This is a genomic window from Sporosarcina sp. P12(2017) (genome assembly GCF_002743035.1).
Classification (GTDB): domain Bacteria; phylum Bacillota; class Bacilli; order Bacillales_A; family Planococcaceae; genus Sporosarcina; species Sporosarcina ureae.
In genome coordinates this window covers 151,271-174,207 of the sequence record NZ_PDYL01000002.1, presented here as the reverse complement: position 1 = coordinate 174,207, position 22,937 = coordinate 151,271, and the positions used below count along the sequence as shown (strand labels likewise).

Sequence of the window (22,937 nt, the reverse complement as noted above, 5' to 3'; positions counted from 1 at the left end):
ATCCATCGAGAGTCGCCTTCCACTTACGATCAACTGGTGTCGTTTTCCACTGTTGAATGCTGAAGTATTGCTTATAGTAGAAAAATAGCTGACCACTTCATTTACAATGAAAGTGGTCAGCTATTTTAAATATGCACTGATTTTATTTCCGTAACTTACGTACTAAATCTTCTTCAGGTGTAACGAACACGGTCTTCTGTTCAAAGTAGATGACGAAGCCTGGTTTTGCGCCTGAAGGCTTTTTGACGTGACGAATTTGTGTGTAATCAACTGGTACGGAAGATGATTCACGGGCTTTGCTGAAGTACGCGGAGAGTCCGGCTGCTTCTTCGATTGTTTGAGCGTCTGGGTCTGTGTCGTGAATGACGACGTGTGAGCCAGGTATGTCTTTTGTGTGAAGCCATAGGTGGTCTCGAGCCGCCAATTTGAATGTCAAGTAGTCATTTTGTTTGTTGTTTTTCCCTACTGAGATCGGAATGCCTGAGGAGGATACAAATTCCTCCGGTTTAGGCTTCTTCAGTTTTACTTTCTTTTTACCTCTACGGGCACGCATGAATCCTAGTTCTACTAATTCTTGACGTATTTCTTCTATGTCGATTGGAGAAGCTTGGTATACTTGCTGTCTGACCATTTCGAAGTAATCGATGTCGTCCTTGGTTTTTTCAAGTTGTTCCGCAATCCGAATAAGTGCTGTCTTTGCTTTTGAGTAACGCGAGAAGTAGCGTTGTGCGTTATCAATTGGTGATTTTCTTGGGTCGAGTGGAATGGTGACGGTTGTGCCTTGTTCGTAATAGTTTTCTACAGTCACTTCTTTGTCGCCTTTATGCAGCATGTAGCTGTTCGCGGTTAATAGTTCACCGTATAATTTCAACGTATCCAAGTCTTGCGCAGTTTCTTGTTCTTTTTGCAATTTCTTTGTTTTGTTTTCCAGTTTGGCAATCTCATTTGACAACCAACGTTCTAGATCGACGGCCTGAGATTTTACACGTTCCCGTTCTGCTCTGGCAAAATAAACTTTGTCGAGTAATTCAGCTAAAGTGGAGAACGATTGTGTTGTTCCTTTTGCATGTGTCAATTCTAAGGCGGAAAACAAAGTTTTTCTATCGTTTTCTACGACAGTCGGTTTCATTGTATCCCGACTGAAACTCTCGAGAAATGTTCGCCACACAGTAAATGATAGGTCGTTGTCCTCTAAACGGTATAATAATTCCGCAGCTGTTACTGGAGAAAAGCCTGCAAATTGTTTTACTACATCTTTCGGTTCTTGCAGTGCACCTACTATTGTATTGAATTCTACTTCGGTTACGTTGAACGGATCCAATTTATCTTGTGGTGGTGCCGGAATATAAGGTTGTCCAGGTAAAACAGTACGGTAACTGTTAACGGAAGGCGGTAAATGTTTCATGCTGTCAATAATCATATCGCGTGAAGCATCTAGTAAAATTAAGTTACTGTGACGCCCCATGATTTCAATGACTAGCTTCCGTTCAATTTGATCACCCAATTCGTTTCGAGCCTGGACGTGGATATTCACAATCCTGTCATTCTCATGCTGTTCAATCGAAGTAATCATCCCGCCTTCAAGTTGTTTGCGTAATACCATACAAAACAAAGGTGGCTCAGGAGGATTCGTTAACACTTCATCTGTCAATTGCAATCGTGAAAATGAGGGATGTAGCGATACTAATAATTTATGATTTTTATTATTAGCGCGGATTTGAAAAATAATTTCCTGTGAATTCGGCTGATGGATCTTCGAAATCCGACCAGTCTTCAGTTGTTGCAGTTCGCTTACTATTGCTTTCGTAAATAAACCATCAAATGCCATACGGATTCCTCTTTCATTTCGTTTTGTTCCATTTTAGCACTCATCGTATGATTATGGTATAATATGAACAGATTGCACACATGGGCCTACGAAGTCTAATCAGACAATTTTGTATTAATTTTGCTTTTAATTTTAAAAATATAGGATATCTAGTTGATTTTCGTTTCAGGTGGGCGACTCCTGCGGGAATAGCATGAGCTTTGAGACCCCGCAGGTAGCGAAGCGGACGAGGAGGCTCAAGCCATGCCCGCGGAAAGCGTCCCACCTGGAACGGAAATCAACGGTGCTATCTGCTTTAATTGTCTGGTGTATAGGTTATAGTTAGGTATGACGTGCTAATGAATACATAACAAAGAGGGATTACATGTACAAACATCGAGGACTCCTAATCGTCCTTTCTGGTCCATCCGGCGTCGGAAAAGGAACCGTACGAAAAGAACTATTTTCAAGTCCGAACACCAACTACGAATACTCTATATCCATGACGACAAGAAACCCGCGTGAAGGGGAAGTCGACGGCGTTGACTACTTCTTCCGTTCGAAACAAGTATTCGAAGAAATGATCGCAGAAGGAAAGCTTCTCGAATACGCAGAGTATGTAGGGAACTACTACGGAACGCCACTCGACTATGTCAACGCAACACTCGATGCTGGGCGTGACGTATTCCTTGAAATTGAAGTAGTCGGTGCAGCACAAGTGCGTGAAAAAGTACCAAACGGTCTGTTTATTTTCCTTGCGCCTCCAAGTTTAAGTGACCTGGAAACTCGTTTGATCGGAAGAGGTACAGAAGCATCTGACATCATTGCAGATCGCGTATTAAAGGCAAGAGAAGAACTCGAAATGATGCATCTGTACGATTATGTAGTAGAGAACGACGAGGTCTCCAAAGCATGTGATCGGATCAATGCGATTGTTACGGCAGAGCATTGCAGAAGAGAACGTGTGGAAATGAGATACTTACAAATGTTGGAGGGAGAATAAACTATGTTATATCCATCAGTTGATTCACTAAAAGGAAAAGTCGATTCTAAATACACACTGGTTACACTGGCAGCTAAGCGTGCACGTGAACTACAAGAAAAACAGAACGAAACTCTTCATTCATACCGATCAGTAAAAAGTGTTGGTAGAGCCCTTGAAGAAGTAGCGGCAGGCGTCTTGATCAACGCAGCAGCAGATGAATCGATTATTTACGAAGACGAAGTTTGATTTGAAATAAAAAACAACTCCCTTGGAATTCAACCGTTCTCAGGGAGTTTGTTATTTTTGGAAAGGAAGAGAGCCCCATGAAGATAGATAATAAAAACATTTTGCTCTGCGTCACAGGTGGTATCGCAGTTTATAAAGCCGTTGCACTTGTCAGCAAATTAAGTCAGGCAGGCGCGAATGTGAAAGTCGTGATGACTGATTCAGCGAAAGAGTTTGTTCAGCCGTTATCCTTTCAAGTGATGTCACGCAATGATGTATACTTTGATACATTTGATGAAAAAGATTCTCGCGTCATTGCGCATATTGACTTAGCAGACTGGGCCGATTTGGTGGTCGTGGCGCCCGCTACAGCTAATGTGATCGGCAAGCTTGCAAACGGAATTGCAGATAATATGGTAACGACTATCTTACTTGCAACACAAGCAGACGTTTGGATTGCGCCTGCAATGAATGTACATATGTATGCCCATCCCGCTGTTATGCGTAATATTGATCAATTACATGTGGATGGCTATCAGTTTATCGAACCGTCAGAAGGTTTTTTAGCTTGCGGTTATGTAGGTAAGGGGCGCTTAGAAGAGCCTGAAAAAATTACTGAATTAATTAGCCATCACTTTACTAAAGTGTCCTATCAACCTTTACGGGGAAAAAAAGTTGTCATTACAGCTGGACCGACTCGCGAACGTATAGATCCCGTCCGCTATGTATCCAATTTTTCTAGTGGCAAAATGGGCTATGCAATGGCGGAAGCTGCACAGAAGCTAGGTGCTCATACCGTTCTAATTTCAGGACCGGTCGAACTATCAGTTCCAACAGGTGTTCATGTGATACATGTAGAAAGTGCCGCTGAAATGTTCGATGCTGTAATTAGCCAGTATGATGATGCATCCATTGTAGTAAAATCAGCAGCTGTTGCGGATTATCGGCCAAAAAACATACATGACCAGAAAATGAAGAAAAAAGATGGCGATGATGTACTTGAATTGGAACGGACGACCGACATCTTAAAAACACTTGGGAAGCGCAAAGAAAATCAATTACTAATTGGCTTTGCAGCTGAAACGACAGATGCGATTGGTTATGGACAGAAGAAATTAGAATCTAAAAATCTGGATTATATCATCGTCAATGATGTCACCGATCCTGGTGGCGGTTTTGGTAGTGATACAAATGTTGTGACATTGCTTTCTAGAGAAGGAGAAGCAATTCCTTTTTCTGCTATGCCAAAAGTGCAACTGGCCGAACAGTTATTTGAAACCATTCTTCAGCAAGAAAGTAGTAAACTGCATGATCGCTGAAGTCATTGTAGATGTAGCAGCTTATCCAATTGACCGGCCATTTGATTATGCGGTTCCTATCGATTGGGAACATGTAATGGAGCCAGGGTTACGGGTCAAAGTTCCTTTTGGTCCACGAAAAGTTGCGGGCTATGTGACGGGGATTAAAGAAGAAAGCGAACTGGATCATAATAAAATCAAACCGATAGCCGAAATTATAGATTTAGAGCCGGTACTATCTGCAGAATTATTAGCATTGTCGAAGTGGATGGCAACGGAAACAATTGCCTATGAAATCGATGCACTGCAAGTCATGTTACCAGCCGCAATGCGTGCCAAATATGAAAAAATCATGACTGTGATCAAACCGGAAGAGCTTGATGACGCGTTCCGCTCATTTTTGGGTAATCGCCAGCAAGTCACATTGAAAGCACTTCAAGATGCGAATTTATTAAATGAAGTAAAGAAATATAATAAACTGGGGATTGTTGAAATTGATACGGCAATCCAACAGAAAACCAAAATGAAAAAAGTGCGAATGATTCATGTGCCAGATGCGAAACAACTGGAAACGGCGTTGGAAGAAGTACATCCAAACGCAAAAAAACAACAAGAACTACTTCGTTGGCTGTTGCTGCATCCGACAGAATCCATAGAAGCGAGTAAAATCCTGGATGAATCCGGCGTGACAGCTACTGTTTTGAAGTCACTTGTAGATAAAGAGATAGTAGAACAATCGCAAGTTGAAGTGTACCGTGAATTAGAATCACCCAAAATGCAAGATAGCGGTAAACCAGAACAACTAACAGACGAACAGCAAGCGGCCCTTTCCGCTATTGAACAGTCGAGTAACAAGAACATCCAGGAAACTTTTTTACTTCATGGGATTACGGGTAGTGGTAAGACGGAAGTTTACTTACAGTCTATCGATCACGTGTTGAAGCAAGGGAAAGAAGCGATTGTGTTAGTACCTGAGATCGCCTTGACACCGCAAATGACGGCCCGATTTAAAGGGCGGTTTGGAGAATTAGTTGCAGTCTTGCATAGCGGTTTATCCGCTGGCGAAAAATATGATGAATGGCGTAGAATCCATCGTGGTGAAGTGAAAGTTGCGATCGGTGCACGTTCAGCAGTTTTTGCTCCCTTCTCGAATTTGGGATTGCTAATTCTAGATGAAGAACATGAGACTACCTATAAACAAGAAGAATCACCGCGATACCATGCACGAGATGTAGCCATTTGGCGCGCTAATTACTATCAATGTCCGGTTATATTAGGAAGTGCGACACCTTCATTGGAGTCTTATGCTCGGGCTTCCAAAGGTGTGTATTCATTATTAACGCTATCAAAACGAGCGAAGAATCAAGCATTGCCGAGTGTTGAAGTAGTGGATATGCGTGAAGAACTTAAAGCAGGAAATCGTTCAATGTTTTCTTTAGCGCTTGCTGAAGGGATTCGTGAACGATTGGTACGAAAAGAACAAATTGTCCTACTGCTTAATAAGCGTGGATTTTCGAGTTTCGTACTCTGTCGTGATTGCGGAACAGTTGTCGAATGTCCAAATTGCGATATTTCATTGACATACCACCGCGCAAGTGAGAGTTTGAAATGCCATTATTGCGGTCATGAAGAGCGAGTACCTTCCGAATGTCCGGAATGTACAAGCGAGCATATTCGATTTTTCGGGACGGGAACACAAAAAGCGCAAGAAGAATTATATAAATTAGTCCCTGAAGCCCGCGTAATTCGAATGGATATTGATACGACGAATACAAAAGGCGCTCATGAACGTTTGCTATATGATTTTGGTGAAGGTAAAGCAGACATTTTACTTGGAACCCAAATGATAGCCAAGGGACTAGATTTTCCACGGATCACTCTAGTAGGCGTATTGGCAGCCGACACATCCCTTCATTTAGCCGACTTCCGCGCTGCCGAGAAAACATTCCAACTATTGACGCAGGTGAGCGGTAGAGCGGGACGTGATCAACTACCAGGTGAAGTGGTCATTCAGACGTATGACCCTGAGCATTACGCGATTGAATTATCTAAAACGCAAAACTATGTTCCTTTTTATGAAATGGAAATGGATAGACGAAGACAACTCGGTTATCCTCCATACTATTATGTGACGGTTGTACAGTTCAGTCATGAAGATGTATTAAAAGCTGCTGACTATGCACATAAAGGTACTGAATTTATCGCGGAGCGTCTATCACAAGGTTCAGTCATTATTGGACCGACAGCCGCTGCTATCAGTCGCCTCAACAATAGATATCGCTATCAAAGTTTGATAAAATACAAACATGAACCCGCACTTATACCGGTTTTGCAGCAACTCTTGAAACACTACAAAACAAGTTGGGCAAAAGACGGTTTGGTCATGTCGATTAACCGTGAACCAACATCGATCTTTTAACCTTCCTTCGAAGAAATGAGGAATTTATTTTGACAATATTAAAAATCGTAACGCACCCATCACCTATTCTCACAACACCATGTGAAGAAGTGACCGTTTTTGACGATGAGTTGGGTATCTTACTAGATAATATGCATGAAACGATGATTGAACATGATGGTGTAGGCATTGCAGCTCCCCAAGTGGGCAAATCTATTCGTGTAGCGATTGTAGACTTCGATGAAGAGCAAGAAATTATCGAAATGATCAATCCCGTCGTCACGGCCACAGGAGGATCCGAAGTAGAAGTTGAAGGTTGCTTAAGCTTCCCAGGATTATTCGGAGAAGTAGAGCGTCCTTTCCATGTGCGGATTGAAGCACAAGAACGTGATGGTAAGCTATATGAATTAGAAGCAGAAGGCTATGAAGCACGAGCAATCCTGCATGAAATCGATCACTTGAACGGAGTATTATTCGATAAGAAGATCCAACGTGTCGTTGATCCATCTGAATTCGAAGATGAAGAGGAGGATGACGAATGACAAAAATCATATTCATGGGAACACCTGAATTTTCTGTAGGTGTTTTGACGATGCTATATAATGAAGGATATGAAATCCTTGCTGTCGTGACTCAACCCGATCGTCCAGTGGGCCGTAAGCGCGTACTGACACCTCCTCCTGTAAAGGAAGAAGCGATGCGCTTAGAACTGCCTGTCATTCAGCCAGAGAAGCTGAAAGGCTCTGCAGAGTTGCAGGAAATTCTCGACCTACAGCCGGATCTGATAGTGACAGCCGCATTCGGTCAATTGCTTCCGAATGAATTGCTAGAAGCTCCGAAACTCGGTTGTATAAATGTCCATGCTTCTTTATTACCTAACTATCGTGGTGGCGCACCAATTCATCAGGCGGTCATGGATGGCAAGAAAGAAACGGGCGTCACGATCATGTACATGGCGGAGAAACTGGATGCGGGTGATATCATTTCACAAGTCACCACTCCAATTGAAGAAACAGACGATACGGGAACGATGTTTACCAAATTATCTATAGCAGGGACTACATTATTAAAAGAAACGTTACCATCCATTATTGCAGGCACGAATGAGCGTACAGTTCAGGATGAGACGCAAGTGACGTTTGCTAGAAACATCTCAAGAGAACAGGAACGAATTGACTGGACAAGTTCAGCCAGTTCGATCTATAACCAAGTTCGGGGGTTACACCCTTGGCCTGTCGCATACACAAAATTTGCTGGTGATCAAGTGAAAATTTGGTGGACACAGGTGACCGAACAAATATCGGATGCAACGCCTGGAGAAATTATTGGTCTGGAAAAGGATCGTATTATTGTGCAGACAGGTGAAGGCGCGCTAGCAATTACCGATTTACAACCAGCTGGGAAAAAACGAATGACAGCTACCGTATTCTTAAATGGAATCGGGTCAAAATGGCAAGTGGGAGACAAATTTGAATGACAAATTATAAAAAGAAAATTTGGCGTGGCAATGTACGTGATGCAGCATTATCCATGTTGATGCAAATTGAAGAAGAACAAGCGTATAGTAATTTATTGCTTCATAAAACGATTGAAATCTATGACCTTCAGCCAAAAGACCGCGCATTATTGACGGAAATAACATACGGTACATTACAACAACAAATGACACTGGATTATTATTTAGCACCATTTGTTAGAGGGAAGCTACAACCATGGGTACGTCAGCTACTTAGACTATCCGTTTATCAAATCATTTACTTATCTAAAATTCCTGAGCATGCCGTTGTCAATGAAGCAGTAAAAATTGCCAATAAGCGTGGACATAAAGGTGTTTCATCCATGGTCAATGGAATTTTACGCTCGATTTTGCGTGAAGGTGTACCTTCTTTAGATGAAATTGAAGATCCTATCACTCGTTTGTCTATAGAGACAAGTCACCCTGAATGGTTAATCCGAAGATGGATAGAGCAATACGGCATGGAAGAAGCTACGGCTGCGGCAGTTGTCAACAATCAACCTCCGATCACAACCGCGCGAATCAATAGAACGAAAACCAATATTGGTGAAGTAATCGGCTTGCTGAAGAAAGAAGGGATTACTGCAATAGCCGGTACTCTTTCTGACAGCAGTATCCAAGTGGAGTCAGGTAACCTCGCTTCTACAGAAGTGTTTAAACAAGGTTTGTTGACCATTCAGGATGAGAGCTCTATGCTTCCAGCTATCGCATTACAAGTGGAACCAGGTATGCGCGTATTGGATATGTGTGCGGCTCCTGGCGGTAAAACCACTCATATCGCAGAACGTATGAAAAATGAAGGAGAAATTCAGGCACATGATCTGCACCCTCATAAATTACGTTTAATTGACCAAAATGCAGAGCGTCTCGGATTGACTTCCATCCATACAAATAGTGGGGATAGCAGAGAGTTATTGAAAACCTATGAACCTCAATCTTTTGACCGAGTGTTAATAGATGCGCCATGTAGTGGATTAGGGGTCATTCGCAGAAAGCCTGAGATTAAATATAAAAAAACTATACAAGATATTGAAAAACTAACAGTCATTCAAAAAGAACTACTCGAAGTTGCCTGTCAGTTGGTGAAAAAAGACGGTATCTTAGTTTATAGTACATGCACGATTGATAAATCGGAGAACGAAGAGATTGTTGAATGGTTCTTGAAAGAGCAGCCAGACTTTGCACTCGTTCCACTTCATATTCTTGAAAGTGACAGTGAGCAACGCCATTTGCAAATTTTACCGCACGACTATCAAAGTGACGGTTTCTTTGTAGCGACGTTACAAAGAATCAACTAACCTGACCAATTGAAATGGAGGGTAGCCTATGGAATATGAAATACGCTCAGATACAGGACGGAAACGTACGGTGAATGAAGATGACGCCGCCGTATTCGTACATCCTGAAAAGCGTACGATACTCGCAGTCATTGCAGACGGAATGGGCGGTCATAAGGGCGGAGATTATGCTAGCGCGACTGCAGTGCGTATGATAGGCGAGCAATTCATGTCCGCGGACAAAGAAGTAGTAACGGAGCAAGATTGGATTGACTTGCTGTATGATGCAGTAGTAGATATTAACCAGTTTTTGTACACAACTGCGCAGAAAGATGACACGTATAAAGGCATGGGTACTACGCTAGACCTCGCGCTGATCTTGGATAATCACTGTGTTGTTTTTCATGTAGGAGACAGCCGGATTTATCAAGTGACAGGCAAAGCGATTCGTCAAATTACGAAAGACCATTCATTTGTGAATGTGTTGCTTGATAGCGGTGAAATTACGGAACAGGAAGCTGAAGTGCATCCACAGCGTAATTGGATTATGAAAGCGGTAGGCTCGGAGAAATCCATTGTACCTGACCGCTACACATTTCCTTTACTGTCACACTCGTATTTATTACTTTGTACAGATGGTTTAAGCAATAAGATCGAAAAGGAAAAAATGCTTGATATTATATTGAATGAAGATTCATTGGCAAACAAAGCGGATGAGTTTATAGACTTGGCGAATCAGCGCGGTGGAGAAGACAATATTACCGTAATACTACTGGCTATTCCTGAAATTGAGGTGTCTCCCGTATGATTGGAAAACGAATCGGTAAACGATACGAAATTATTCGGGTGATCGGTGACGGAGGTATGTCCAGAGTTTACTTGGCGCACGATATCATTCTCGACCGTGATGTAGCAATCAAAGTATTGCATTATGATTTTAGCAATGAAGAGGAATTAAAAAAACGATTTCAGCGGGAGGCACTTTCCGCTACGAGCCTAACACATCCTCATATAGTAAATATTTTTGATGTCGGCCAAGAAGATGAACTTCATTACTTAGTAATGGAATACATAGCTGGCAAAACACTGAAAGACTACATTCATACACATGGCGCATTATCGGCAGAACACGCCGTGTCTATTATGAAGCAACTTGTATCTGCCATATCACATGCTCATCATAACGGTATTGTTCATCGTGACATTAAACCTCAAAATGTATTGATGAACGGCGAGGACGATGTGAAAATAACAGACTTTGGAATTGCGATGGCCTTGAATTCTACGGTACATACGAAGACGAACTCTGTTATAGGGACTGTCCATTATCTGTCTCCTGAGCAAGCTAGAGGCGGTATGGCGACGAAACGATCAGATATATATTCACTCGGTATCGTATTTTATGAATTGCTGACAGGGGAATTACCGTTTTCAGCGGAGACAGCGGTAGCGATTGCGTTAAAGCACTTACAAGAAGAAACACCATCTGTCCGTGATCAGTATCCTGAAATACCTCAGAGCGTAGAAAATGTCATTTTAAAGGCAACAGCTAAAGATTCAACCTATCGCTATGCGACTACAGATGACATGTATGATGATTTACTAACTGTTTTATCTCCTGAGCGTTTAAATGAAAGTAAATTCGCCTTACCATTTGATGATGATAAGACAATGGCTATACCCGCTATTAAAGACGTTCCGAAATCCACTGTTGCGGAAGATACTATGAAAATAGCTCCTGTAAAACCCGAACCAGTAACACCTACGAAAAAGAAAAAGAAGAAATGGCCGTTTGTATTAGTGGGTGGCATTTTACTTCTAGCGTTTCTGACATTTTTATTGGTTATGATGATGAAACCAAAGGAGATCATCGTACCTGAAGTTGTAGGGGAAGAAGAGCTTGTCGCTACAGAGATACTTGAAAAAGAGGGTTTTGTCATAGATGAGCGTTTTGAAGAGACGTCTGATGAATACACAGTAGGACAAGTAATTAAAACAGTACCTCAAGCAGGAAAGAAACGTAAAGAGGGAGACGGCGTAAAATTATTTATCAGCTCCGGGAAAGATCCGATGGTGCTTAGTGATTATACGGGTCGTAACTTTGAAGCGACCAAACGCTTTTTAAATGGCTACGGATTTTTACCCATTGAATCAGTTGAAGTCTTTTCTGACGAGCCAAAAGGAACTATTCTGAGCCAACAACCTGAAGCAGATCAGTCTGTCATTCCTGAAGAAACGGAGTTGATCTTCACTGTCAGTAAAGGCAAAGAGTTGCAATCACTTGATGATCTATCGGGTATGTCCGCTAAACAACTAGAAGACTATGCGAAAAAATCCGGCCTGAAGATCCACATTGTCAGGGAAGAACATTCGGATAAAGTCGATAAAGGATATGTTATTTCTCAGAAGCCTCCCAAGGGAGAAAAATTGGAAAAAGGGGAACGGGTGGACGTCGTGATTTCGAAAGGTCCTGCATCCAAGCCGATTAAGTTGTTAGTGAAGACTGTGACAATTCCATATAACTATCCCGAAGAATCAGTTGATGAAAATGAAGATGATGATGAAGACGAAATAGATTCAGAAATAGATCCGAAGCCTCATCCGGAACTCGTTCCTCAGAAAGTTCAGATTTATGTACAGGATCGCACGCACACAATGAATGATCCTATCGAGGAGTTTGAGATTACTGAAGATACGACACGCAAGGTTACGATCGAACTTCTAGAAGGAGAGCGCGGAGGATACAAAATTATGCGTGATCAAACAGTAATAGAGGAAGATAAGTTCAACTATACAGATTTGGAATAGAGGAGGAGTTCGATGGCTGAAGGCCAAATTCGTAAAGCAATCAGTGGGTTTTATTACGTAGAGCATAATGGGGATTTAATTCAATGTAAAAGCCGTGGTGTTTTTCGATTAAAGAAAATTAGTCCCTTGGTGGGGGACTTCGTTACGTATGTTCCTGACGGAGCCAATGATGCGACGATTACAGATGTTCATCAGAGGAAAAGTGAGTTAGTCAGACCGCCTATAGCCAATGTAGATCAAGTGTTGCTGGTCTTTTCGGTTGTGGAACCAAATATGAGTCTTCGTTTACTAGACCGTTTCTTAACGGTCATTGAATCACATCAGTTAGAACCGATTTTGTATATTTCTAAAGAAGATATTGCGGATCCCAAAATATTAGAAGAGAATGAAAAAAATCTAGCATATTATCAACGTATCGGATATACGGTTCTGCGCAATGTAGAGAATAAACATTCATTGCTTGAAACACTTCGTCCGTATTTTAGCGGTAAAACCACCGTCCTTGCAGGTCAGTCAGGTGTGGGAAAATCCACGTTATTGAATACGATATTACCTGAACTACAACTAAAAACCGGTGTGATCTCGGATGCGCTTGGACGAGGGAAACATACTACACGTCATGTAGAGTTACTGGAAGTGGCGGGCGGTTTGGTAGCAGATACACCTGGGTTTAGTTCTTTGGATTTCGAACATATCGAAAAAGAAGAACTGCGGGATTATTTTGTGGAGATTTCTGAAGCAGGTGCAGGTTGTAAATTTAGAGGATGTCTTCATGTGAAAGAACCTGGTTGTGCTGTTAAAGCGCAGGTGGAAGAAGGAAGAATTTCAGAAGGTCGCTATAAGAATTATTTGCTGTTCTTGCAAGAAATTATGGATAGAAAGCCGAGGTATTGATTATGATAAAAATTGCGCCATCTATTTTAGCAGCAGACTTTGCAAGGCTTGGTGAAGAAGTGAAAGAAGTAGAAAAAGCGGGAGCCGAACTAATTCACATTGATGTAATGGACGGACATTTCGTACCGAATATTACAATGGGGCCTATTGTCGTCGAGGCGTTGCGGCCATTGACGAAGTTACCGCTTGATGTCCATTTGATGATTGAAAATCCGGACGCTTATATTGAGGACTTTGCGTCAGCGGGTGCGGATTATATTACTGTACACGTAGAAGCATGCCCTCACCTACACAGAACATTGCAATTGATCAAATCGACAGGTGCAAAACCAGGTGTTGTGTTAAATCCTCATACACCGGTTGAACATATCATGCATGTCCTAGAAGATATTGATATGGTATTGTTCATGACGGTCAATCCAGGTTTTGGCGGACAGTCGTTTATTCATTCCGTCCTACCAAAAGTGAAACAACTCTCTGATATCATCAAAGAGCGTAATCTATCTATTGAAATCGAAATTGATGGCGGTATTAACGAAGAAACAATCAAACCTTGTGTGGAAGCAGGTGCGACTATTTTTGTTGCAGGTTCTGCAATTTACGGAAAAGAAGACCGCGCAAAAGCTCTTCAAGCTATTAAATCAGCAGGCGAGAGTGTGATGGCGAAATGAAGTATGCCATCGTGTGTGCAGCAGGTCCTATAGAAGAAGTAGTTAACTTAGCTGAATACGATCAAGAAGATACTGTGTATATCGGGGTAGACCGTGGTGCGTTGTATTTATTGGAAAAAGGGATTCAGCCCAATGAAGCAGTTGGCGACTTTGATTCTGTGACGGAAGAGCAGTTTAAACAGATCAACTCGAACGTAGAAATTGTCCATCGTGCGAATGAAGATAAAGATGAGACAGACACAGAACTGGCTGTACAGCGAGCGCTTGCGTATCAACCCGATTATATTATATTAACTGGCGTGACGGGTGGTCGCTTGGATCACTTACAGTCTGCTTTGCATTTATTGTATCGTATGCAAGCAGAAAACCCTAAAGTGAAATTCAAGTTACACAACACTACAAATGATATCCGTGTCATGCTACCTGGCGTGAGACGTGTAAAGAAAGATTCACGCTATCCGTATACTTCCTTTTTCTCGTTTGGCCCCGTCGTGACAGGGTTGACGCTAACAGGATTCAAATATGAAACGGTGAATGAACGATTAGAAATGGGTGTAACTCGTTTTACAAGTAACGAAACAGTGGCGGATGTTTGTACTATCTCTTTCCGTGAAGGCATATGCTTAATGGTAAGGAGTTCAGATTCCTGAAAGGAGTTGGGGGATTTGCGAGTATACACATTCACGCTTCCGAAGTTTGTCAGTAACATCGTGAGAAAGTGCGCAGTAGCTTTTCAAAAGGACAGCCGTACTAAATCGACCGTTGCTGCCAATTCAAAAGCCGCCAAGACAAAAAAACGCAAAAAAGAAAAAACACAAAGCGCCTAAAAAGGTGCTTTGTGTTTTTTTGAATTTTAGATAAGCAAAAAAGCACCGGTGACTCCTCGAACATCTGTCGAAGTTAACCGGCGCTTTCAGCTTTAGATCATATCCAGCTTCAGACGGCAGCCGCTCGGGACACTTCAGGCTAGAAAGTACAGGCAAAAACCGCCTGTATTATCTAGCCCTCCAGTGCCTGTCGCGGCTAAACGCCGTCTTCAGCTTTCGATTATACTCGTTGTACTTTGCCTGATTTTAAAGCTCTTGCAGATACCCAAACGCGTTTAGGTTTGCCGTCGATTAGGATTCTAACTTTTTGAAGGTTAGCGCCCCAAGTGCGCTTGCTAGAGTTCAAAGCGTGAGAACGAGTGTTTCCAGAACGAGCTTTACGTCCAGTAATAACACATTGTTTAGCCATTTTAGTTCCTCCTCGTGAATTATTTAGCGATTCACGTTACAATTCGCATACCATAGTACTTTATCATAAGCGTCGAATCGATGCAACATTTTATTTTGATACTCTCAAGGTTTTTTCCTTTACACTATATTTTAACGGTTTCAATACTTTCATTCCTGATGAATTCCCGTATAATGTACGTATGATGTGTCTAGAGATGGGGGAGGAGAAGAGGAATGTCAATCGAACTGAAAAATGAGCATGGTACAATTGATATTACAAATGACGTAATTGCACAAGTAGTCGGAGAGGCTGCGGTCGAGTGTTATGGAATTGTAGGGATGGCTTCTCAGCATCAAATTCGCGATGGGCTTACAGAAATTCTTCGCAAGGAAAATTATTCTCGTGGCGTAATTGTACGTAACGAGGGCGATGCATTCCATATCGATATCTACGTCATCATGAGCTACGGCACGAAAATCACTGAAGTGGCCTATCAAGTACAATCTAAAGTGCAATATATAGTGAAAACGACGTTGGGGCTATCAGTAAGTTCTATAAATATTTTTGTTCAGGGAGTTCGTGTAACGAACGTGTAAAAGGAGGCCTTTAAGTCAATGACTTCAATCAATGGATTGCAATTTGCGAAGATGGTAGAAATGGGTTCGCATCATCTCCATCAAAATGCGGATTATGTGGATTCTTTAAATGTATTCCCGGTGCCAGATGGTGATACGGGAACGAATATGAATTTATCCATGACATCCGGTGCGAAAGAAACAGAAAGAAATGCTCAGGAACATATCGGCTTGACGGCACAGGCATTTTCAAAAGGGTTGCTTATGGGTGCTCGTGGGAATTCTGGTGTGATACTATCCCAGTTATTCAGAGGATTCAGCAAGCAAATTGAGAATGAAGCAGAAGTCAACGTCAAGCAATTTGCGGATGCACTTAAATACGGTGTGGACACAGCTTACAAAGCCGTTATGAAACCTGTAGAAGGAACGATTTTGACCGTTGCCAAAGATGCAGCTAACGCGGCAGTTGAGCATATAGAAGATTCATCAGATTTAACGGCATTACTAGAAATTATTGTGGAAGAGGCTAAAGCTTCGCTGAAACGAACGCCCGATCTATTGCCGGTGTTAAAAGAAGTAGGAGTAGTAGACAGTGGTGGACAAGGTCTCGTATATGTATATGAAGGATTTTTGGCATGCCTAAAAGGTGAAGACTTACCTGAGAAGGTAGTGATGCACTCAATGGATGACTTAATTATGACAGAGCATCACCGCAGTATACAAGGTTTCATGAACTCAGAAGACATCGAGTTCGGCTACTGTACGGAATTTATGGTCAAATTGGATTCAGGTAAGTTGCACGATCAGCCATTTGATGAAGCTACATTCCGTCAAGATTTAAGTGAACTTGGTGACTCACTACTCGTCATTTCAGATGATGAAGTAGTAAAAGTACATATTCACACTGAAGAACCTGGAGATGCTTTGTCTTATGGACAAAAGTATGGTTCATTAACGAAGATGAAGATTGATAATATGCGTGAGCAACATAGTGATATTATGAATCGGCACGAAACATTAACATCGAAACCGGTTCAGCATAAATATGCGATTGTAACGGTTACGATGGGCGAGGGCATCGCAGAACTCCTGAAAAGTATCGGAGCATCTGCCGTGATTGAGGGCGGACAAACGATGAATCCTTCTACGGAGGATATTGTTAAAGCGATTCAGGAAATCGGTGCAGAAAAAGTATTGATCTTGCCAAATAATAAAAATATTATCATGGCTGCTGAGCAGGCGGCTGAAGTATTGGAGATTGAAGCGGCAGTTGTAGCGACAAAATCCGTTCCAGAAGGCTTAGCAGCCATTTTAGCATTCAACCCTGAAGCAACAGTAGAGAAGAATGCGAAAGCGATGTTACAAGCGGCTTCTGCTATTAAAACTGGTCAGGTCACTTATGCTGTTCGTGATACATCGATTGATGGTGTAACGATCCATAAAGATGACTTCATGGGAATCGCTCAAGGCAAAATCACTAGTTCCGATTCTTCCTTGGAAAGTGTGACAAAGAACCTTATTTCATCCATGATTGATGAAGAAGATGAAATCGTCACGATTATTTATGGTGAAGATGTGACCTCTGAAGAAGCAGAAAAAGTTAGTGAGTATGTTGAAGAGCAATTCGAGCATGTAGATATAGAATTATACGCTGGAAAACAACCGCTCTATCCATATATTATCTCTGTTGAATAAATACATCACGTTGTCCTGCAAGTAGGGGCAACGTTTTTATTTTCCTGTCTTTTCATGGTAAAATGAAAAGAAGAACACTCGTTTTCTAACTAGATATGGAAAGGAGGTAATTTTACATGGAGAACATCTTGAAAAATAGTGTAGGTACAGTAAAAGGAATCGGTAAAGCAACAACTGAACAATTTGAAAAACTGGGAATTTTGACGATTGAAGATTTGTTGTACACTTTCCCGTACCGCCATGAAGATTTTCGTATGAGGGATTTGACTGAAACGCCACATGGTGAGCGCGTCACAGTGGAAGGTCGGGTAGAGTCCGAACCGACCGTGTTTTATTCTGGAAAAAATCGTTCAAGAATGCAAGTCCGTTTATTGGTCGGTCATCATTTAGTGAAAGCGGTATTTTTCAATCAGCATTATTTAAAAGACCGTCTACTTACGGGAATGCAAATCAATATTACCGGTGCATGGGATCGGGGACGTCAAACGATTACGGTGAATCGTCTACATACAGGTGAGCAAACTGATTTTGAGCCGGTTTATAGTTTGAAGGGGATTATGCATCAAAAAACGTTTCGGCGCTATATGCGCGCTGTAATAGACTTAACTGCTCAAGATATAGAAGAGACACTGCCACGTGAGATGCTGGAAGTATACAAGCTGCCTTCTATAGCGCAAGCGCTCGAGATGGTCCATTTCCCAACTAAAGCTGAAGACGTCAAGCATGCGCGTAGACGTTTTGTTTATGAAGAATTATTACTGTTTCAGTTAAAAATACAAGGGATGAAAAAACTGCGTAAAGAGCAAGAAAAAGGACTTGTTATTCAATATGAATTGGATTTGCTGAAAAAGTTCATCAATACGTTGCCGTTTGAATTAACGAATGCGCAAAAACGTGTGGTGAATGAATTATGTGCAGAGTTGAAATCACCACTCCGTATGAACCGTTTACTGCAAGGGGATGTGGGATCAGGCAAGACAGCTGTGGCAGCCATCGCTCTGTATGCAGCGGTGACAGCAGGATTCCAGGGAGCATTGATGGCACCAACAGAAATATTGGCTGAACAACATGCCGAGTTATTAGCCAACTGGTTCGAACCGTTTGGTGTGACTGTCGCATTTCTTGCCGGCTCTACAAAAGCGAAAGCGAAAAGAGAGTTACTGGAACGGTTAGAAGTCGGGGAGATTGACTTGCTCATCGGAACGCACGCGCTCATCCAACCTGAAGTACAATTTCATAAACTGGGCTTTGTCGTGACGGATGAACAACACCGTTTCGGAGTGCAACAACGTCGTGTCTTGCGTGATAAAGGTTTAAACCCGGATGTATTATTCATGACTGCGACCCCTATTCCTAGAACACTAGCCATTACGGTATTTGGTGAAATGGATGTTTCGGTTTTAGACGAATTACCGGCAGGACGGAAAGAAATTGAAACCCATTGGTTAAAAGAAGAATCCTTAATACCTGTGTTACAGAAGATGGAGAAAGAGTTACGTGCAGGAAGGCAGGCGTATGTCATTTGTCCATTGATCGAGGAATCCGATAAATTGGATGTCCAAAACGCAGTGGAAGTACATGCAGAATTGAGTAACTATTTCGCTGGTCGCTATACGGTAGGTTTGATGCACGGTCGATTGCCTTCAGCTGAAAAAGATCAGGTCATGCGGGAATTCAGTGAAGGACAGTCAAATGTCCTTGTTTCCACTACAGTTGTAGAAGTAGGCGTCAATGTGCCGAACGCAACTTTCATGCTGATTTATGATGCAACAAGATTCGGTCTAGCTCAGTTACACCAATTAAGGGGACGTGTAGGACGAGGATCCGATCAGTCATATTGTGTATTGCTCGCTAATCCGTCTACAGAAGAAGGAAAGATGCGGATGCAGTCGATGACAGAAACGAACGATGGATTTATTTTGGCTGAAAAAGATTTGGAGCTACGCGGATCAGGGGATATTTTTGGCAAAAAGCAAAGTGGAATGCCAGAATTCAAAATGGCAGACTTGATTCATGATTTTAAAGCACTCTCTATAGCGCGTGAGGATGCGGAACGCTTGTTGAATTCAGATGCGTTTTGGACAAGTGATGAATATGCCACATTACGCGAACGTCTAGAGCAGTCAGGCGCACTCACTGATAAGCGTATAGATTGATAGATGTGTAACGTAGTATATAAGATAACCTCTTGCAATCTGATTTACCTCTTTATATACTTAGTATTAATACCAAGTGCTAATCTGGAGGGGTGTAGTAATTGAGAGTTCCGAAACAGGAGAGGCAACAATTACTTGTAACGCTGCTTAAAGAAGATCCTTTTCTAACAGATGAAGACATTGCTAGGCATTTTTCTGTGAGTATTCAAACCGTCCGGCTGGATCGTTTAGAATGTCATATTCCGGAATTGCGAGAGCGGTTGAAATCCGTAGCGTCACAACAAATGTTAGGTACAGTGAAGTCTATGCAAGCAGAAGAAATATTTGGAGAAATTATTGATGTGGAATTGGATGATAAAGCAATTTCAATCTTTGATGTACAAGACGTGCATGTGTTCAAACGAAATCGCATAGCCAGAGGTCATCATTTGTTTGCGCAAGCGAACTCATTGGCTGTAGCGGTCCTGGACGATGATTTGGCTTTGACAGTTCGTTCTTCACTGCACTTTCAAAAGCCAGTAAGAGCCGGTGATCGTGTAGTGTCTCGTGCTACTGTGCGCAAGGAAACCTTGAAAAATAAAAGTACGGTCGTCGATGTCCTGTCAACAGTAGAGAGTGATCTTGTTTTTTCGGGGGAGTTTCAGATGTACCGTACAACAAAAAAAGGCGGGTAATTACATATGATTATTGCAGTAGATGCAATGGGTGGAGATAACGCACCCGGAGAGATTGTCAAAGGAGTATTGCAGAGCCTTCATGCATTTGATGACATAACGATACATATATTTGGTGATGAGCAAAAAATGGCACCATTCCTCGAAACACATCCACGCCTCCAAGTAGTACACTGCTCTGAAGTCATTGAACCTGATGATGAGCCCGTGCGTGCGATTCGAAAGAAAAAAGATGCTTCCATGGTCCGTATGGCGCAAGCGGTAAAAGATGGAGAGGCTCAGGCGTGTGTGTCAGCTGGTAATACAGGTGCTCTTATGTCGGCAGGACTCTTTATCGTAGGTCGCTTAGATGGTATTCAAAGACCGGCACTGGCACCAACGTTACCCACGATTGACGGCAGTGGTTTCGTGTTGTTAGATGCAGGAGCGAACTCAGATAGTAAACCGACACAGTTAGCACAATTTGCCGTCATGGGTAGTATCTATGCAGAGAAAGTGCGCGGAATCGACAAGCCACGTGTAGGGCTATTGAATATTGGAACAGAAGCTGGAAAAGGTAATGAGCTGACAAAACACGCCTATGAAGAGTTGCTAGCTGCACCTATCAACTTTGTCGGTAATGTGGAGTCGCGTGATTTGTTGAATGGCGTGGCGGATGTCGTTGTCACGGACGGTTTTACAGGAAACATGGTGTTGAAAACTATTGAAGGTACTGCGATGAATGTGTTTTCCATGATCAAAGATGTGTTCATGTCTTCATTGAAAACCAAGCTTGCCGCTGGCTTAGTGAAAGATGATCTAAAAGGTTTGAAGAAGAAGATGGATTACTCGGAGTATGGCGGAGCGGGTTTATTTGGCTTGAACCATCCGGTCATCAAAGCGCATGGTTCATCAAATGCCAACGCGCTTTTTAATGCAGTTCGCCAAGCAAGAACCATGGTACAATATCAAGTATGCGAAACGATTAAAAAAACAATCGGAGAGGAAGAGGAATCTTGAGTAAACTGGCATTTGTTTTCCCGGGACAAGGCTCACAAGCTGTAGGGATGGGGAAAGTATTCACAGAGAAGAACGAGGCGTGTAAGGAATTCATGCAAAAAGCTGATGAAGCTCTTGGTTTTGAACTGAGCGCATTGATGCTCGAAGGCCCTCAAGATGAATTGACGTTGACTTATAATGCTCAACCGGCTCTACTTACGGTGGGTGCGATGATCGCAGCACGTTTGGAAGAAGAAGGCATTATGCCAGACTATACAGCAGGACATAGTCTAGGTGAGTATACAGCTCTTGTTGAATCCAAAGTTCTTTCATTTGAAGATGCAGTAGTGGCTGTTCATAAAAGAGGTCTGTATATGAATGAAGCCGTACCAGCAGGTAAAGGTGCCATGGCGGCTATACTTGGAATAGATCGCGATGTATTGGAGTCGATTACAGCGAACATTACGGAGTCGGGACATCCTGTACAACCAGCCAACTTAAACTGCCCCGGCCAAATCGTTATTTCGGGTGCAAAGGAAGGCGTCGATAAAGCATGTACAGCCTTGAAGGAAGCGGGTGCGAAACGTGCATTACCATTGAATGTAAGTGGACCCTTCCACTCTGTTCTCATGCAGCCAGCGGCAGGAGAATTACAAAAGACGCTTGAAGGCATCGATATGAAGGATGCAAAAATTCCTATCATTGCAAACGTTACAGCAGATGAAGTAACGAAGCAGGATGAAATAAAAAAATTACTTGTTGAACAATTGTACTCACCTGTACGCTGGGAAGAGTCTATTGAAAGATTACTTGAATTGGGTGTTACTCGTTTCATTGAGTGTGGACCAGGAAAAGTATTGAGCGGATTAATCCGTAAAATAGATCGTACAGCAAAAGTGTATCCAGTATACGATGAAGAAACACTTGAGAAGTTGCTTGAAGAAGCGAAAGGATGGTCATGATGGGAAGATTCGATGGAAAAACGGCAGTAGTTACAGGGGCATCCAGAGGGATTGGGCGCACTGTCGCTTTACGCTTAGCTTCGGAAGGTGCTAAGGTAGTCGTGAATTATAGCGGTAGCCAAGATCGGGCAGAAACGGTCGCAGCGGAAATTCGTTCTGCGGGTGGAGAAGCACTCGTCTTTCAAGCGAATGTCTCTGATGCTGATCAAGTGAAAGCCATGATGGATGAGACGATTAAGCAATTTGGTAGCATTGATATCCTCGTTAATAACGCTGGTATCACGCGAGATAATTTATTGATGCGCATGAAGGAAGACGAGTGGGATGATGTATTATCGATTAACTTAAAAGGTGTATTCCTTTGCACAAAAGCCGTTACGCGCCAAATGATGCGTCAGCGTGCAGGAAGAATCGTTAATATGGCTTCGGTCGTAGGTGTTGTAGGAAATGCTGGGCAAGCAAATTATGTGGCGGCAAAAGCGGGCGTCATTGGTTTGACGAAAACAACCGCAAAAGAATTGGCGGCACGTAATATTTTAGTGAATGCCGTCGCTCCAGGATTCATTACAACCGATATGACAGATGAATTGGGCGATGATATGAAAGAGCAATTATTATCAACGATTCCTTTAGGCAAGCTTGGAAGTGCGGAAGATGTAGCGGGTGCCGTGGCATTCTTACTATCCGATGAAGCGAAATATATTACCGGTCAGACCATTAATGTAGACGGCGGCATGGTGATGTAAATGGACTACTTCTCCTAAAGCGCTGTTTATGGTTGCGTTACGAGGGGACTACCC

22 protein-coding genes are annotated in these 22,937 nt (G+C 42.4%); 20 read left to right on the top strand and 2 right to left on the bottom strand.

Going from position 1 to position 22,937, the window contains the following annotated elements; all coding sequences use genetic code 11:
- Positions 1–142: 142 nt before the first annotated feature.
- The gene (locus tag CSV80_RS02310; RefSeq protein ID WP_099669427.1) at positions 143–1,828 is read right to left on the bottom strand and encodes an Rqc2 family fibronectin-binding protein; all 1,686 of its coding nucleotides are present in this window, start codon (positions 1,826–1,828) and stop codon (positions 143–145) included.
- Between the two features lie 364 nt (positions 1,829–2,192).
- Here CSV80_RS02310 and gmk point away from each other — a divergent pair, with 364 nt between their 5' ends.
- From gmk to spoVM, 13 genes are all read left to right on the top strand, one after another.
- A complete protein-coding gene (gmk, locus tag CSV80_RS02305; RefSeq protein WP_099669426.1) occupies positions 2,193–2,810 on the top strand; it encodes a guanylate kinase in 618 nt (205 codons plus the stop codon).
- Between the two features lie 3 nt (positions 2,811–2,813).
- Positions 2,814–3,038: a DNA-directed RNA polymerase subunit omega gene (gene rpoZ, locus CSV80_RS02300; protein WP_029052345.1), complete on the top strand. Its 225-nt coding sequence runs from the start codon at positions 2,814–2,816 to the stop codon at positions 3,036–3,038.
- Between the two features lie 77 nt (positions 3,039–3,115).
- Positions 3,116–4,336 (top strand): bifunctional phosphopantothenoylcysteine decarboxylase/phosphopantothenate--cysteine ligase CoaBC, encoded by a 1,221-nt coding sequence (coaBC, locus tag CSV80_RS02295; protein WP_099669425.1) that lies wholly within the window; start codon positions 3,116–3,118, stop codon positions 4,334–4,336.
- The gene (gene priA, locus CSV80_RS02290; RefSeq protein ID WP_099669424.1) at positions 4,326–6,734 is read left to right on the top strand and encodes a primosomal protein N'; all 2,409 of its coding nucleotides are present in this window, start codon (positions 4,326–4,328) and stop codon (positions 6,732–6,734) included. The genes coaBC and priA overlap by 11 nt, the downstream gene beginning before the upstream one ends.
- Positions 6,735–6,763: 29 nt before the next feature.
- Positions 6,764–7,255: a peptide deformylase gene (def, locus tag CSV80_RS02285; protein WP_029052342.1), complete on the top strand. Its 492-nt coding sequence runs from the start codon at positions 6,764–6,766 to the stop codon at positions 7,253–7,255.
- A complete protein-coding gene (gene fmt / locus CSV80_RS02280; protein WP_099669423.1) occupies positions 7,252–8,190 on the top strand; it encodes a methionyl-tRNA formyltransferase in 939 nt (312 codons plus the stop codon). Before def ends, fmt begins: the two co-directional genes overlap by 4 nt.
- Positions 8,187–9,527 carry a 16S rRNA (cytosine(967)-C(5))-methyltransferase RsmB gene (rsmB, locus tag CSV80_RS02275; RefSeq protein ID WP_099669422.1) on the top strand — a complete coding sequence of 447 codons (1,341 nt, stop codon included), beginning with the start codon at positions 8,187–8,189 and terminating at the stop codon, positions 9,525–9,527. Before fmt ends, rsmB begins: the two co-directional genes overlap by 4 nt.
- 28 nt (positions 9,528–9,555) lie before the next feature.
- Positions 9,556–10,314, top strand: a complete 759-nt coding sequence (locus CSV80_RS02270; RefSeq protein WP_099669421.1) for a Stp1/IreP family PP2C-type Ser/Thr phosphatase — start codon at positions 9,556–9,558, stop codon at positions 10,312–10,314.
- Positions 10,311–12,314 carry a Stk1 family PASTA domain-containing Ser/Thr kinase gene (pknB, locus tag CSV80_RS02265; protein WP_099669420.1) on the top strand — a complete coding sequence of 668 codons (2,004 nt, stop codon included), beginning with the start codon at positions 10,311–10,313 and terminating at the stop codon, positions 12,312–12,314. The genes CSV80_RS02270 and pknB overlap by 4 nt, the downstream gene beginning before the upstream one ends.
- 12 nt (positions 12,315–12,326) lie before the next feature.
- A complete protein-coding gene (rsgA, locus tag CSV80_RS02260) occupies positions 12,327–13,208 on the top strand; it encodes a ribosome small subunit-dependent GTPase A (RefSeq protein ID WP_099669419.1) in 882 nt (293 codons plus the stop codon).
- Between the two features lie 2 nt (positions 13,209–13,210).
- Positions 13,211–13,879, top strand: a complete 669-nt coding sequence (rpe, locus tag CSV80_RS02255) for a ribulose-phosphate 3-epimerase (protein ID WP_099669497.1) — start codon at positions 13,211–13,213, stop codon at positions 13,877–13,879.
- Complete coding sequence (locus CSV80_RS02250) at positions 13,876–14,529, top strand: thiamine diphosphokinase (protein ID WP_099669418.1); 654 nt, start codon at positions 13,876–13,878, stop codon at positions 14,527–14,529. The genes rpe and CSV80_RS02250 overlap by 4 nt, the downstream gene beginning before the upstream one ends.
- A gap of 6 nt (positions 14,530–14,535) precedes the next feature.
- Complete coding sequence (gene spoVM / locus CSV80_RS18140) at positions 14,536–14,706, top strand: stage V sporulation protein SpoVM (RefSeq protein WP_369802798.1); 171 nt, start codon at positions 14,536–14,538, stop codon at positions 14,704–14,706.
- Positions 14,707–14,926: 220 nt separating this feature from the next.
- On the opposite strand, the gene rpmB is transcribed toward spoVM, so the two are convergent.
- Positions 14,927–15,115: a 50S ribosomal protein L28 gene (gene rpmB / locus CSV80_RS02240; RefSeq protein WP_029052334.1), complete on the bottom strand. Its 189-nt coding sequence runs from the start codon at positions 15,113–15,115 to the stop codon at positions 14,927–14,929.
- 215 nt (positions 15,116–15,330) lie between these two features.
- Between rpmB and CSV80_RS02235 the strand changes: the two genes are divergently transcribed.
- The 7 genes from CSV80_RS02235 to fabG all read left to right on the top strand — a co-directional run bounded on the left by CSV80_RS02235 (position 15,331) and on the right by fabG (position 22,883).
- Positions 15,331–15,693, top strand: coding sequence for an Asp23/Gls24 family envelope stress response protein (locus tag CSV80_RS02235; protein ID WP_029052333.1), 363 nt, complete (start codon positions 15,331–15,333; stop codon positions 15,691–15,693).
- Positions 15,694–15,711: 18 nt separating this feature from the next.
- Positions 15,712–17,367, top strand: a complete 1,656-nt coding sequence (locus CSV80_RS02230; protein ID WP_099669416.1) for a DAK2 domain-containing protein — start codon at positions 15,712–15,714, stop codon at positions 17,365–17,367.
- A 116-nt stretch (positions 17,368–17,483) separates the two neighbouring features.
- On the top strand, positions 17,484–19,523 hold the full coding sequence (gene recG / locus CSV80_RS02225) for an ATP-dependent DNA helicase RecG (protein WP_099669415.1): 2,040 nt from the start codon (positions 17,484–17,486) through the stop codon (positions 19,521–19,523).
- A gap of 101 nt (positions 19,524–19,624) precedes the next feature.
- Complete coding sequence (gene fapR, locus CSV80_RS02220) at positions 19,625–20,197, top strand: transcription factor FapR (RefSeq protein WP_099669414.1); 573 nt, start codon at positions 19,625–19,627, stop codon at positions 20,195–20,197.
- A 6-nt stretch (positions 20,198–20,203) separates the two neighbouring features.
- Positions 20,204–21,196 carry a phosphate acyltransferase PlsX gene (gene plsX, locus CSV80_RS02215; RefSeq protein WP_099669413.1) on the top strand — a complete coding sequence of 331 codons (993 nt, stop codon included), beginning with the start codon at positions 20,204–20,206 and terminating at the stop codon, positions 21,194–21,196.
- Positions 21,193–22,137, top strand: coding sequence for an ACP S-malonyltransferase (fabD, locus tag CSV80_RS02210; protein WP_099669412.1), 945 nt, complete (start codon positions 21,193–21,195; stop codon positions 22,135–22,137). The genes plsX and fabD overlap by 4 nt, the downstream gene beginning before the upstream one ends.
- Positions 22,137–22,883, top strand: a complete 747-nt coding sequence (fabG, locus tag CSV80_RS02205) for a 3-oxoacyl-[acyl-carrier-protein] reductase (RefSeq protein WP_099669411.1) — start codon at positions 22,137–22,139, stop codon at positions 22,881–22,883. Before fabD ends, fabG begins: the two co-directional genes overlap by 1 nt.
- Positions 22,884–22,937 lie beyond the last annotated feature (54 nt).